Origin of the sequence: Corynebacterium sp. J010B-136 (assembly GCF_002967075.1) — a bacterium.
In the GTDB taxonomy this organism is placed as follows: Bacteria; Actinomycetota; Actinomycetes; order Mycobacteriales; family Mycobacteriaceae; genus Corynebacterium.
This window is the reverse complement of sequence record NZ_PUGE01000001.1, coordinates 171,544-184,792: the sequence shown is the minus strand read 5'-3', so window position 1 is coordinate 184,792 and position 13,249 is coordinate 171,544. Positions and strand designations below refer to the sequence as shown.

The 13,249-nt window shown below is 55.9% G+C and carries 9 protein-coding genes; 5 read left to right on the top strand and 4 right to left on the bottom strand.

All coding sequences use genetic code 11. The features are described 5' to 3' along the window. Position 1 precedes the first annotated feature (1 nt). The 3 genes from C5Y44_RS00790 to C5Y44_RS00780 are packed head-to-tail and all read right to left on the bottom strand — an operon-like array spanning position 2 to position 3,566. Positions 2-1,135, bottom strand: coding sequence for a pyridoxal phosphate-dependent aminotransferase (locus C5Y44_RS00790; RefSeq protein WP_105323238.1), 1,134 nt, complete (start codon positions 1,133-1,135; stop codon positions 2-4). A 9-nt stretch (positions 1,136-1,144) separates the two neighbouring features. Further along, on the bottom strand, positions 1,145-2,011 hold the full coding sequence (locus tag C5Y44_RS00785) for a glutamate ABC transporter substrate-binding protein (protein WP_105323237.1): 867 nt from the start codon (positions 2,009-2,011) through the stop codon (positions 1,145-1,147). Continuing rightward, positions 2,004-3,566, bottom strand: a complete 1,563-nt coding sequence (locus C5Y44_RS00780) for a sodium:alanine symporter family protein (protein ID WP_105323648.1) — start codon at positions 3,564-3,566, stop codon at positions 2,004-2,006. The genes C5Y44_RS00785 and C5Y44_RS00780 overlap by 8 nt, the downstream gene beginning before the upstream one ends. Positions 3,567-3,818: 252 nt before the next feature. Here C5Y44_RS00780 and C5Y44_RS00775 point away from each other — a divergent pair, with 252 nt between their 5' ends. The 5 genes from C5Y44_RS00775 to C5Y44_RS00755 all read left to right on the top strand — a co-directional run bounded on the left by C5Y44_RS00775 (position 3,819) and on the right by C5Y44_RS00755 (position 11,737). Beyond that, positions 3,819-4,529, top strand: a complete 711-nt coding sequence (locus C5Y44_RS00775; protein WP_105323236.1) for a GntR family transcriptional regulator — start codon at positions 3,819-3,821, stop codon at positions 4,527-4,529. Between the two features lie 174 nt (positions 4,530-4,703). Further along, positions 4,704-5,894 (top strand): FAD-binding oxidoreductase, encoded by a 1,191-nt coding sequence (locus tag C5Y44_RS00770; RefSeq protein WP_105323235.1) that lies wholly within the window; start codon positions 4,704-4,706, stop codon positions 5,892-5,894. Between the two features lie 18 nt (positions 5,895-5,912). Continuing rightward, positions 5,913-7,313: a VOC family protein gene (locus C5Y44_RS00765; RefSeq protein WP_105323234.1), complete on the top strand. Its 1,401-nt coding sequence runs from the start codon at positions 5,913-5,915 to the stop codon at positions 7,311-7,313. Between the two features lie 18 nt (positions 7,314-7,331). Continuing rightward, positions 7,332-8,855: an aldehyde dehydrogenase family protein gene (locus C5Y44_RS00760; RefSeq protein ID WP_105323233.1), complete on the top strand. Its 1,524-nt coding sequence runs from the start codon at positions 7,332-7,334 to the stop codon at positions 8,853-8,855. Next, entirely contained in the window at positions 8,855-11,737 is a 2,883-nt protein-coding gene (locus C5Y44_RS00755; protein WP_105323232.1) for an FAD-binding and (Fe-S)-binding domain-containing protein, read from the top strand. Before C5Y44_RS00760 ends, C5Y44_RS00755 begins: the two co-directional genes overlap by 1 nt. Positions 11,738-11,749: 12 nt before the next feature. Here C5Y44_RS00755 and C5Y44_RS00750 read toward each other — a convergent pair whose 3' ends face one another. Further along, complete coding sequence (locus C5Y44_RS00750; protein ID WP_105323231.1) at positions 11,750-13,153, bottom strand: MFS transporter; 1,404 nt, start codon at positions 13,151-13,153, stop codon at positions 11,750-11,752. Positions 13,154-13,249 lie beyond the last annotated feature (96 nt).

Genomic DNA, 13,249 nt, shown 5'->3' with positions numbered 1-13,249 from the left:
CTCAAGCTTCTTCGAAGTAGTGGCGAATGATTTCAATGCCGCGTTCGATATCTGCTTGCGAGGCTGCGAAAGACAAGCGAATGTGGTGCTCGGCGGCGGGGCCATATTCGGCACCAGCGCGCACTAGTACACCGCGTTCGGCCAGCTCGGCTGCGACCTGGGAAGACGGTTTGTCCAAGTCATAGGAGAAGAAGGCATAGAATGCGCCTTCGGGCTCGACGAGTTGGACGTGGGGGACATCGTTAAGCAAGCGAACCACCAGGTCGCGGCGCTGCGTATATTCTTCGAGCATAGGCGTGACCACGGACTCCGGCAATGTGATTGCGGCGAGCGCTGCCAGCTGCGCCTGCTCTGAGACGGAGCCGTTGAATGTGCGGTGCATCTGCGCAATCGCAGCAATCAAATCTTTCGCGCCCGCGACATAGCCGACGCGGAAACCCGTCATGCAGTATTTCTTGGAAAAAGTCTGCACGTACAACGTGCGCTCCTGCAAGCCAGGGACTTCTAAAGCGGAGGTGAAGGACTCGGCGGTATAGGTAAGGGCTGAGTAGGCCTCGTCAGAGACGACGAGGGTATCGGTGGCATCGAGAAGCTGTGCAAGCTTTTCCAGTTCATCCCGGGTATGCACGATTCCATTGGGATTAGAAGGATTAGAAAAGACCACCATCTTCGCGCCCTCAAGCGCCGTGGCGAGACGGTCAAAATCGAAGTGTAGGTCTTTGCCCATGGGAACAAATTCCACGGTGCCGCCGGCCAAGACCACCTGGTCGGCGTACAAAGAATAGGCCGGCTGCGGGATAACTACCTTGTCACCTGGTTCAATCAGCGCGAAAAATAGCGCGCCCAGACCGGCAGTCGCACCGTGTGTCACCACAATATTGTCTCGGTCCCAGTTCAAGGGGCGGGCGGGAAGTGCGGAGAGGAGGGCATCGCGAAGCTCAGCGATGCCGTGCTGATCCGTATAGTTGGTGCGGCCTTGGGCGACTGCTTGCGTGGTGGCATCGATAACCGCCTGCGGTGGGGCGAAGTCCGGCTCGCCCAACGCCAACGACACCGCGCCGGGCGGGACCATCCCAAGTGGTGGACGTAGGGAGGCTTGACGCTGGTCGATGATGCGCTGAGCGATGAAATCCATGCCTTTTCCTTATTTAATCTCAGATAGATCGCCAGGTGTGGTCTCTTCGATGGAATCCAGATCCCCGAAGTATTCCTCGATGATGGCGTCGAGCTCGCCGGACTCTTTCATGTCAGTTAGCACCTGGTTGACGGCATCGACGGATTCGGTGTCGTCTTTTTGCAGGCCAATGCCGTACCACTCGTTGGAGAAGAAGGAGCCGTCGGCTTTGGTCATATCGAGGACCTCGAACTTGCCGTCATATTGCCCGGCGTAGCCTGCGAGAATCGGAGCATCTGAGGTCAGCGCATCGACATTGCCTTGGGATAGCGCTTCGATGCAGCTGGAATTGGTGTCATATTCCTGCAGCTGCACGCTCGGGATTTCTTCCTTCACGCGCTGTGCCGGTTTGGAACCGGCAGTGGAGCACAAAATCTTGCCGTCGAGGTCATCCAGTGACTGGATGGAATCATCGTCCGTGCGCACCAGCAAAGCCTGGTGGGTCAGCAGCAGTGGACCGGCAAAGTCCACGATTTCCATGCGGTCCGGGGTGATGGAATAGCCGCCTTGAATCAGGTGCGCTTCACCGTTGCGCAGCAGGGTTTCGCGCTGTGCCGCCGGGGTTTCGCGGTACTGGATGTTGGGCGTATCCCAGCCATTTTCTTCAGCCAAGGTTTCCACGATCTTGGTGGCAATTTCTGTTTCAGCGCCGGTAAAAGAGCCATCGCCTTCGCGCAGTCCGATACCGGGCTGGTCGAATTTCACGCCGAGGACAACGTTGCCGGATTCGATAGCGCCCAAAAGGCCACCATCTGTTTCGCCGGAGGAAGAGCAGGCAGCAAGGGACAGGGCAGCGGTGCCGGCCAGTAGTGTTGCAGCGACTTTGTTCTTAGACATGAGGGTGTTCCTTCTTTTTGACTTGGTTAGTAGGGAAGCCGTTATCCAGCAAGTTCACGCGGTCTTTTTCTGGAACTGGTTGGATTTCACCGGCGGCAGCTGCCTTGCGATAAGAAGAGAGTTCTTTGCGCAGCGGCTTAGCCAGCAGGTAAATGCCCAGCAGGTTCGGGATGGCGACGAGGAAGAAAGTGGCATCGGAAAAGCGCACCACGGTGTCCAGGGATACGGAAGCGCCAACGACAATCATGATGATGTAGATAACGCTGTAGATCTGCTTCGCGCGCTTGTTGTCATTGAAGATGTAGCCGAAGTTGACCTGGCCGTAGTAGCAGTAAGACAGCACCGTGGAAAAGGCGAAGAGCACAATGCAGGCAGTCAGTACGAAGGTAAAGCCGTAGGAGACCGTCGCGAATGCATTGGTTGCCAAGGTGATGCCGTCCGCGCCTGAGTTGAGGTGTTCACCAGTAACAACAATGGCGATAGCGGTCAGGGTACACACGATAACGGAGTCCAAGAATGGCTCCCAAGCGGCAACCAAGCCTTCTTCAGCAGGGCGACGGTTCTTGGTCACGCCGTGTGCCAAAGCTGCGGTACCAACACCGGCGACGTTGGAGAACAGCGCACGTTGAATACCAATGATGGCCACGCCCAAGATGCCGCCGGAAATACCTTCCGGAGTGAATGCGCCCTGGAAAATCTGCACGAAGGCATTCGGGATGGCGGAGAAGTTAAAGCCCAGAACCACGAAAACAGCAACCGCGTAGAGCACCGACATCACCGGCACTAGGCGGCTGGTGGCATTAGCGATGGAATTGATTCCACCGATGAGTACGACCGCGGCAGGGATAGCCATGGCAATGCCAACAATCCAGCCGTTGCCGAATAAGAAGCTGTCCTCACCACCGGTGATATCAGTCAGGTGCATCGCCACCTGGTTGGCTTGGAAAATGTTGCCGGCACCCATAACTGCGAGCGCCATGCCGATGGCATAGAAATAGCCCAAGGACAGCCCGAGCTTTGGCTTGCCGATGGATTTTAGACCGTACTCCAAAAAGTACATCGGACCAGCAGCAACCGTGCCGTCATCGTTGACGCGCCGGAACATTTGCCCCAAGGTGGCCTCAGCGAGCTTAACGGCCATGCCGAGTACGCCAGCTGCGGCAATCCAGAAGGACGCGCCAGGCCCACCCATGGTGATGGCGACGGCAACGCCGGCGATATTGCCAAGACCAATCGTCCCGGCGAGTTCTGTGGCAAAGGCCTGGAAGCTGGTCACCTGGCCGGGGTCAGATTTCTTGGCCATCAATCCGCGCACAACGCGAATAGCCTGCTTGGCGTCTTTCAGTGGCCGGACGCGCAGGTAGACGTTACAAAATACGCCACCGGCAACGAGCCACACGACTACGAGCGGAAGGTCAGCGCCGAAGACGGGGATGGAAAAGAACACTGCCGTTTCCAGAAAGTCTACGAAGGGCCCAAAGACCGATTGGATGGCGCCGTCGATACCGCCGGGGCCTTCCTGGGCAAGAATGTGGGTAGTTAATGTGGGACTCAACTTCGGACCTTTCTGATTGATTAGCAAGGGGGTGAAGCGTGGAGACACTCGTGTCACAAATAGATGTGAGTTATAAAAGTCCTAGTTTGTGACGTGTAACTCATGTTATGTTATCGATAACCCATAAGTGAAGCGTTTGGGAAAAGTTTTTCTTTTGGAAAGTCATGTCCCGCCGTGAATCTAGGTTTCCGGGTTAGCGGGTGAATAGGATAAAACCGAGTAATAACAAGCAGAATTAAGGGGTGACCGGGAATGGCACCTGGTGACGAATGGGCCAAGCGGATAGAGCGGGTTGGGCGCGAGGCTAACCTGAGCCAGTCAACGTTAAAGCAGTCGACGCAGGCACTTATTCGCCAGCTGCTGTTTTCCGGAGTAATGGTTCCCGGGGAAATTTATTCGGCGAATTCTTTGGCCACCCACTTAGGCATTTCTAACTCGCCCGCACGCGAGGCGATGATGGCGCTGGCGGCCAATGGTCTGCTGGAACCAGTTCGCAACCGCGGCTTCAGGGTGGTGGAGCTATCTGAGCATGACCGCTTTGAGGTTTATGAAATGCGTGTGCTCATTGAGGTGGAAGCGGTGCGGCAGGCGGCGGCCCGTGATATCGGCGTCGAAGCGATTGAAAATATCGTCGACCTTGCGCAGAAATCCATCGAAAAGCTGCCGGCGTCGAATAAGGAACCGGCCTTGCCGTATCTCAATGCTGATCATGACTTTCATATGGCGCTGGTGGATGCCGTGGGAAACTCGCGCTGGTCAAAAATTGTCTCAAACCTGCGTGATGAGTCTCGTGTCAACGGCGCCTACCGGCATTTGGAAGACAATCAGGGCTTGCAACACTCTGCTCAGGAGCATATTGAGATTGCTCAGGCGATTCGAGATCGGGACCCGGAAAAGGCGGCCGCGCTCATGTTGAAGCATCTGGAATATGCTCGCCCGCACGGCTATCCACCCGTGAGCTAGCGTCCAGTCGCACTTTGGCCCTCATTTATCTTCAGAATTTCTGCAGGTAGATGAGGGTCTTTTATTTTCCTAAACCAATTCTATTGCGTGGCTCACATTGTTCAGGTTAGAGTTATCGATAACAGATAACCGGCTAAATGTGGCGGTTGCCATAAACTGTGGGAGGAGGAAAATGTGGTTGATGTGAAGGTTCCGCTCGTACCGAACTACGCGCAAACACAACCTGAGATTGCCAACATCGTCATCATCGGTGGAGGAATCATGGGCATGAGCACCGCGTTTCATTTGGCATCGCGCGGTGTCAAAGGCATTGTCGTGTTGGAACAACACGAAGTGGGCAGGGGCTCATCTGCTAAACCGATGGGCGGGGTACGTGCGAATTTCTCCGACCCCATGAATGTCATCTTGGGCAAGCGCTCCTTGGAAACTTTCCGCACCTGGAAAGAAGACTTTGGCACCAATATTGAACTGGCCAAAGTCGGCTACCTGTTCCTCGCGCGCACTGAGGAGGAAGTATCCAATCTGGAAGAGGCTACGAAAACCCAAAATGACCTGGGCGTGAATTCATCGATGATTAGCCCGGAACAGGTCGCCGAGGTCAATCCCTTCATTGACCCGAAGGCTATTTTGGCCGGTTCGCTTTCACCAGATGATGGCTATGCGTGCCCCGCCGCGGCCGTTGCTGGTTACACACGCGCAGCAATTGCCCTGGGTGTGACGGTCATGGACCACACTGAGGTGCTGGATATTGCCACCTCTGGCGGCGCGATTGAATCAGTCACCACCCAACGCGGAGTAATCCGCACGGAGCAGATTGTCTGCGCCGCCGGTGCGTGGTCAGCGAAGATCGGCGAGATGGCCGGGCACACCTTGCCTGTGGAGCCGGTCCGCCGCATGATCGGGCTGACCACACAGATGCCCCAAGCACACCCCACCGTGCCGTTTACATTGGATCTGTCCACCACCATGTATATGCACAACTATTACAACGGCATGTTGCTGGGCATCTCCCACCCACAAGAACCTGGCTTTAACCGCGATTACAGCTTTGAATGGCTTGACGCGTTTAACTCCGCGGCGAAGATTTTCGCACCATCCTTACAAAACCCGCAGCTAGATTCCGGCTGGGCAGGGTTTTATGAAAACACCCCAGACCGCAACGCGATCATCGGAGCATCAGACCGCGTGGCGGGTTTCTACTACTGCACGGGATTTTCCGGACACGGATTCCTCCAAGGACCTGCCGCCGGCGAGTTCATGGCAGACATCATCCAAGGCCGGGAATCTTTCCTTCCCCATGACGGATATTCCACCGCACGCTTTGAACAAGAGCTCAATTCAGTCATCGAAAAGAACATCATCTAGGAAACCAGAAGGAAAACAATGGTCTTTCAAGAAACATCAACGCTTCGCGCACGCTTCGCACGAAGTCTGTCAGATATGTACGGCCGCGAAGTCCCTGCTTACACCACGCTGGTGGAGGTATCGGAGGCAGTCAACACCGACTTCATGAACAAGATGGGCGCGGAAGCAGAACGCCTGGGCAGCATCGGCCGCGTAACTGCTGAACGCCACGGCGCGATTCGCGTCGGTTCGCCAAAAGAAATGAGCCAGGTGGCGCAGGTCTTCGCCGGTTTCGGCATGTACCCAGTCGGATTTTATGACTTGCGCGATGCCGCGAAGTCATCCGTGCCAGTCGTGTCCACGGCATTTCGCCCGACCGACAAGGATGAGTTGGCAAAGAATCCCTTCCGCGTCTTTACCTCTATGCTGGCAGCGGATGACCCTCGGTTTTTCTCGCCGGAGCTGCAGGAAAGGCTGCAGGGGTTCATCAATAAGCGAAGCATCTTTTCCGATGAACTCGTCGCGATGGCCAATAAAGCGGCAGAAAATAAAGGTTTAGAGGAGCAGGACGCCGATAAGTTCATCGAGCTGGCCACGGCAGCTTTTGAGCTTAACGATGAACCCATTGATGAACAGTGGTACCGCGAGCTTGAAGCGATTTCGGCTGTGGCCTCGGATATTGGCGGTGTGCGCTACACCCATATCAACCACCTGACCCCGCGCGTGCTGGATATTGATGATTTGTACAACCGCATGGAAGCCCGCGGCATCACCATGATTGATGAAATCCAAGGCCCACCGGATTGGGACGGTCCGGATATTTTGCTGCGCCAGACTTCTTTTCGCGCGCTCGACGAGGAACGTACTTTCAAGTTCGCCGACGGCACGGTGGGCCCGGGTGCGCTGCGGGTTCGCTTTGGTGAGGTCGAACAACGCGGCATTGCGCTGACACCCAAAGGTCGCGCGCTGTATGACACCATGAACACTCAGGTGGATGAAAAACTCGCGGCTGGCTCGGATAAAACCCGCGTGGAACTTGCCCGCGAGGTGTGGCAAGCCAACCTGCCGAATACGGAGAAAGGCCTGCGTGAGCAGGGCTTGGGCTACTTTACCTACGAGGTCACAGGGGAAGCTGCGCCGGGGGAATATACGGTTGAGCAGCTTATCGATGCCTCCGTTCTCACCGCCCAGCCCATTGTCTACGAGGACTTTCTTCCACGCTCGGCGGCAGGCATCTTCCAGTCGAACCTGAAAGATGAAGGAACTCGTGACAACGAACAGCAGGGAACTGACTATGACCTGCAGACAATGTCGAAGATTGTCGGCCGCGAGATTGTCGAGCCTTATGAGCTCTACAAAGCCCAGGAAGAAGCCTCTTTGAATGCCGCGGCGCAGCAACTAGGCATAACCATTCACCCAACCCCAGCACTTAACAACTAGTGAAAGGCACTAATTTCTATGACTACTCAGACTCATGACCAGCTTCTTTCCACCATCCAGGAGGCTTTGAAAGCCTGTGGCTACACTGGCTCGCTGGACGGCGGTAATGTGCAAACCCGCACGCCGTTGACCGGCGAGGACCTTTTTAAAATCCAGGGCACCACCAAAGAGCAAGCAACCGAGATGATCGCGGCTGCCGATGAAGCCTTCAAATCCTGGCGTGATGTACCAGCGCCGCGCCGCGGCAATGTGATTAAGCGCTGGGGTGAGCTGCTGACCGAACACAAGCATGACCTGGGAATTCTTGTTCAGGTGGAAGCCGGCAAGTCTATTTCTGAGGCTGAAGGCGAAGTCCAGGAGATGATTGATATCTGCGATTTCGCCCTGGGTCAATCCCGCATGCTCTATGGCAAGACTATGCCTTCGGAGCGCCCCGGTCACCGGCTCATGGAAACCTGGCACCCAATCGGTGTGGTAGGCGTGATTTCCGCGTTCAACTTCCCAGTCGCAGTGTACTCGTGGAATACCGCGAATGCCCTGGTCTGCGGTGACACCGTGGTGTGGAAGCCTTCAGAGATGTGTGCGCTTTCCGCCCTTGGTGCACATGCTTTGCTGGCGCGTGCGATTGAAGACTGCGGTGAAGATCAAAACATCAGCCACCTCATCCTTGGTGACCGCACCGTTGGTGAGGTGCTTCTCGATGACCCTCGCGTCGAACTCGTCTCCGCCACCGGTTCCACCCGCATGGGCCGCGAGGTTGCTCCACGCGTGGCGTCACGTTTTGGCCGCTACCTGCTAGAACTTGGCGGCAATAACGCAGCCATCGTTAGCCCCACTGCGGACCTTGACCTCGCCCTGCGCGGCATTGTCTTTGCTGCCGCCGGTACTGCTGGCCAGCGCTGCACCACCATGCGCCGGCTTATCGTGCACGAGTCCATCGCTGATGAACTAGTGGACAAGATTGTTGCAGCATACAAGACCCTCACCATTGGCGACCCGCGCGATGAGTCCGTCCTAGTCGGCCCGCTCATTAACCAAGGCGCTTTCGACGGCATGCGACAATCCCTCGAAGCAGCCAAGGAACAAGGTGGGGAAGTACTCGTCGGTGGCAATCGCGTCATTGTTGATGACACCGAGAAGTCTTTCTACGTCGAACCAGCCGTGGTGCGTATGCCCGAGCAATCCGAGGTTGTGCACAATGAAACCTTCGCGCCGATTCTGTACGTGATGACCTACTCCGACTTCGACGACGCAATCGCTCTGCACAACGCCGTGCCACAAGGACTGTCTTCCGCGATTTTCACCCAGGACAACTCCGAAGCAGAGCTCTTCTTGTCTGCTTCCGGCTCCGACTGCGGTATCGCCAACGTCAACATCGGTACTTCCGGTGCTGAAATCGGCGGCGCCTTCGGTGGCGAAAAGGAGACTGGCGGCGGCCGCGAATCCGGCTCCGACGCCTGGAAGACCTACATGCGCCGCGCGACCAACACCATCAACTACTCCGGCGAACTTCCACTGGCTCAAGGAGTAAAGTTCCTCTAATGTCCTCTGCCATGCCACAGCGAACCATCAAGTTTGACCGTCTGGACCCTTCGGTGTTCAAGAAGATGGCTCGTTCTGGCATGCGCGAAGATATGACCACGCGCGCCGCGTATTCTTCGGATGCCTCGATTTTCCGGCGCATTCCGAAGGCTGTGATTGAGCCAAAGTCAGTGGAGGACATCCGCGATGGCATCGAAATCGCCAAGCAACGTGGGTGGTCGATTATCTCGCGTGGTGGCGGCACCTCGGTTGCAGGCAATGCCATCGGTACGGGGTTGATTATTGATACCTCGCGCTATTTCAACCGCATCCTGGATATCGACGTCGAAAACCGCACGGCGACTGTTGAACCAGGCGTGGTCTGTGATGGGTTACGCGACGCGGTCGCCGAATTCGGGCTGACCTACGGCCCTGATCCGTCCACGCATTCACGCTGCACGATCGGTGGCATGGTCGCCAACAATGCCTGCGGTTCGCACTCGGTCGCGTATGGCACCGCGGCAGAAAACCTGGTCTCGGTCACTCTCATGCTAGCCAATGGTGAGGAAGTTACTTTCGATGGCAGTAAAGTAAGCGACGCAGGCATCGATAAGCAATTGCATCAGCTTGTCGATGCTAACGCTGACCTCATTGATACCGAACTTGGCCGATTCCCGCGCCAAGTATCCGGTTACGGGCTGCATTATCTGCTGGACAAGCACGGATTTGATGCGGCGAAGGCGATCGCGGGTTCGGAAGGCACCGTTGGCGTTATCACCAAAATGACGGTCAAGCTGGTGGAAGTACCCCAGGTTAAAGCCTTGGCTGTCCTGGCTTTTGAGACCGTTTACGATGCAGCATCGGCGGCGGCGGAACTGCGTCTTCCAGGTGTTGCGACCATTGAAGGCATGGGCGGTGACCTGCTTGATGCCCTGCGCAGCAAGCGCGGACAGGAGAAAGCCGGTGGGAATCTGCCTGGCAACCGCAAGGGAATTCCTGCTGGTGGCTGGCTGTATTGCGAAGTCGGCGGCGATACTCTTGCTGAGGCCGAAGCGTTGGCTGAAACTGTTGCTGCCTCGGTGGAGACTGTCGATACCGTCGTGGTTTCAAACCCGCAAGAAATGCGCGAGCTGTGGCGCATCCGCGAGGCTTCTGCCGGCGTGGTCACGCGCCTGCCGGACGGTGGGGAAGCGTGGCCGAACTGGGAGGATTCTGCTGTACCGCCGGAGAATCTTGCCGATTACCTGCGCGACCTCTACGCGCTGATGGACAAGTACTCCCTGCGCGGCATTCCTTTCGGGCACTTCGGCGAAGGCTGCGTACACGTGCGCATCTCCTTCGACTTTGGCAGCGATGAAGGCGTTGCGATTTTTAAGAAGTTCATGAATGAAGCCGCTGAGCTGGTCTCGTCCTATGGCGGCTCTTTATCCGGTGAACATGGCGATGGGCGTGCGCGCTCGGCGCTGCTGGACCGGATGTACTCCGAAGAAATGCGCGACTTATTCAAGCAGTTCAAGAACATCTTGGACCCCGATGGGCTATTTAACCCTGGCGTGCTTGTCGATGCCGATGAAGTCACCGATGGACTACGCATGGCCCCTGGGCAGCGGAAATTTGAACTCACGCCAGTGCACAAGTTCAGCCATGACAAGGGTTCTATGGTCAACGCGGTGAACCGTTGCGTCGGTGTTTCCGCCTGCCGTTCCGAAGAAAACTCCATGTGCCCGTCTTTCCAAATCACTGGCGACGAGGTCCATTCCACCCGCGGCCGTGCACGCTTGTTATCGGAGATGTTCCGCGGCGAATCAGTTGCCGATGGCTACAAGTCTGAGGAAGTCCTCGAAGCCCTTGACCTGTGCCTTTCGTGCAAGGCCTGCGCCTCGGAGTGCCCTGTCAACGTGGATATGGCGACCTATAAATCAGAGTTCCTGCACAAGCACTACCAAGGCAAGATTCGCCCGATGGCACATTACATGATGGGTTGGCTCCCGCTTCTTGGCCATATTGCGCACAAGATTCCACTGCTGCCACGTCTGATCGATACATCCATGCGCACGCCAGGCTTGAAGACACTCATCGCGAAAGTCGGCGGGCTGGATACCTCGCGCCCGCTCATCCGCTTTGCTCCGACGTCACTACGCAAGTGGCACAAGAAACGCAGCACCACACAGGCGACGAAAACTGTGGTCTTGTGGCCTGATTCTTTCAATGCCTCACTGGATACTTCACCTGCGACCGCCGCGGTTGAGGTGCTGGAATCGTTGGGATACAACGTCGAAATCCCGCAGGAGTTTGTCTGCTGTGGTCTTACCTGGCACTCTACTGGTCAACTGGATATGACCCAGCGCGTGCTCAAGCAAACCGCCAAAGTCATGAAACCTTATCTGGACCGTGGACTAACCGTCATCGGCATTGAGCCATCGTGCACAGTCATGCTCACTGGCGAAGCAACAGAGCTATCCAATGATCCCGCGATTGCCCAGCTTGCCGCCTCAACGATGAGCTTCGCGGAATTTGTTGCGCCGCTCATCAAAGAAAAGGTCGATGCCGGCGAAATCCAGCCTGCCAATATCAGCGCCTTGACCCAGGTTCATTGCCATGAGAAATCGCTCGGCGACCCGCAGCATTCCGCAAAGCTTCTCGATGCCCTCGGTGTTTCTCAATCCGACATCGAAACCGGCTGCTGCGGTTTGGCCGGCAACTGGGGTTTCGAGAAAGGCCATGCTGAGATGTCCATGGCCCTGGGAGAGCGCGAACTTTTCCCCAAAGTCCGCGAGGCGGGAGCTGACAGAAACGCTGTCATCGCCGATGGCTTTTCCTGTCGCACCCACATCGACCAGGGCACAGGTGTTGCCCCTCAACATATCGCGGAGATTGTGCGCAACGTGTTGAAGGGCAACTAAAGAAGAACAGTTTTACTGTGCTGGAGGAGTAACTTCCGGCGAAAGCTCTTCTTCGCGGTCGCCGGCATTGTGCGCTGCGATGCGGTCAAGAAGATGCTTTTCTGCCACCTTGACCTCCTGGTAGTGGCGTGGAGAAATGATGATGGAGGAGATAAGGGATAGTACTGCCGTACCGATAAAGAAGTACATCGGTGCGCGAATGTCGTCGGTGAGGTTGACCAGGTAAGTTGCGATAAATGGTGCAGAACCGCCGAATACGGCAACCGGAATGTTGTACGCCATGGAGATGCCAGTAGAACGAATCTGTGTCGGGATAAGATCGGTCATGATGGCGTATGGCATTGAGGAATACAGCCCAAACAGTACTGCGCAGCACATGAATGGCAAGAAAATTGAACTTGGTGTTGCTCCAGGTGCTGTGCTGAAGAACCACCACAATGCAGGGATGGTCAACGCTGATGTGGTGATGAGCAGTGGCCGGCGACCATAGATATCAGAGATCAGTCCACCTAGTGGCATCAAGCATGCCGCGGTCAGACCTGCGACAGTGATGAGCCAGAAGCGAGTAGTGGGGCTAAATCCCAGAGTGTTCACGAAGTAGGTGGATGCGTAGGTGAGAATCATGTAGAACATGGACGCGAGGAGGGCAATGGAGAAGGCGACTAAGAGCAGATTGCGGCTCCACGCAAAGCATGCACGAATAGGTGATTTTTCTTGGAAGCCAGAATTCGAAATGACTTCAAACTGTGCGGAGTCCTCGAGGCGTGAGCGGATGTACGCCGCCATGAGGCCGAGCGGCCCAGCAATGAGGAACGGAATGCGCCAGCCGTAGTCTTGCATTGCTGTTTCTCCTAGGATTGCTGCGAGACCATTCGCGACAATTGAACCGAGGAGAAGACCGGATACGGCGATAGTCATAAGCAAAGAGGTTGCGAGACCGCGACGCTTTTCGCCACCGAACTCAGCAACGTATGAGGTAACAGTGCCAATCTCGCCACCAGCTGAGAGGCCTTGAAGACAGCGAGCCAGAATCAGCAGCGCCGGTGCAAAGATACCGATGGAAGCATAAGTTGGCATAAGACCAATTGCGAAGGTCGACCCTGACATTAAGAACATGACTAGAGCCATAGTGTTCTTACGTCCAATGCGATCACCAAGTGGGCCAAATACAAGTCCACCGAGCGGACGCATAAAGAAGGAAAGTGCGAAAGTGGCAAAAGATGAGAGCAGCGCAATCGCCGGGGTAGACGCTGCGAAGAAGGCAGTACCAACGTAGACGGCCACAAAACCGTAAACACCGTAGTCATACCATTCAATGAGGTGCCCAGCGATAGCTCCAATGAAAGCTTTGCGCTTTTGCTTCTTTGTTCTTTCTGGCTGAATTGCTTCTGTGGTCGGTCGAATCGTTTGAGTCATGAGCGAAACCCTTTGCGTATTGGGGTGGGGAATGGAGAAGCGGCGTTAATTGCCGATGTGACAACTATGACGTGCGACACAAATGCCTTCAATGGA

What these genes read in the sequence shown, in the direction of transcription:
- C5Y44_RS00790 (WP_105323238.1), bottom strand. Translation starts at nt 1,135, where the DNA reads ATGGATTTCATCGCTCAGCGCATCATCGACCAGCGTCAAGCCTCCCTA.
- C5Y44_RS00785 (WP_105323237.1), bottom strand. Translation starts at nt 2,011, where the DNA reads ATGTCTAAGAACAAAGTCGCTGCAACACTACTGGCCGGCACCGCTGCC.
- C5Y44_RS00775 (WP_105323236.1), top strand. Translation starts at nt 3,819, where the DNA reads ATGGCACCTGGTGACGAATGGGCCAAGCGGATAGAGCGGGTTGGGCGC.
- C5Y44_RS00765 (WP_105323234.1), top strand. Translation starts at nt 5,913, where the DNA reads ATGGTCTTTCAAGAAACATCAACGCTTCGCGCACGCTTCGCACGAAGT.
- C5Y44_RS00760 (WP_105323233.1), top strand. Translation starts at nt 7,332, where the DNA reads ATGACTACTCAGACTCATGACCAGCTTCTTTCCACCATCCAGGAGGCT.
- C5Y44_RS00755 (WP_105323232.1), top strand. Translation starts at nt 8,855, where the DNA reads ATGTCCTCTGCCATGCCACAGCGAACCATCAAGTTTGACCGTCTGGAC.
- C5Y44_RS00750 (WP_105323231.1), bottom strand. Translation starts at nt 13,153, where the DNA reads ATGACTCAAACGATTCGACCGACCACAGAAGCAATTCAGCCAGAAAGA.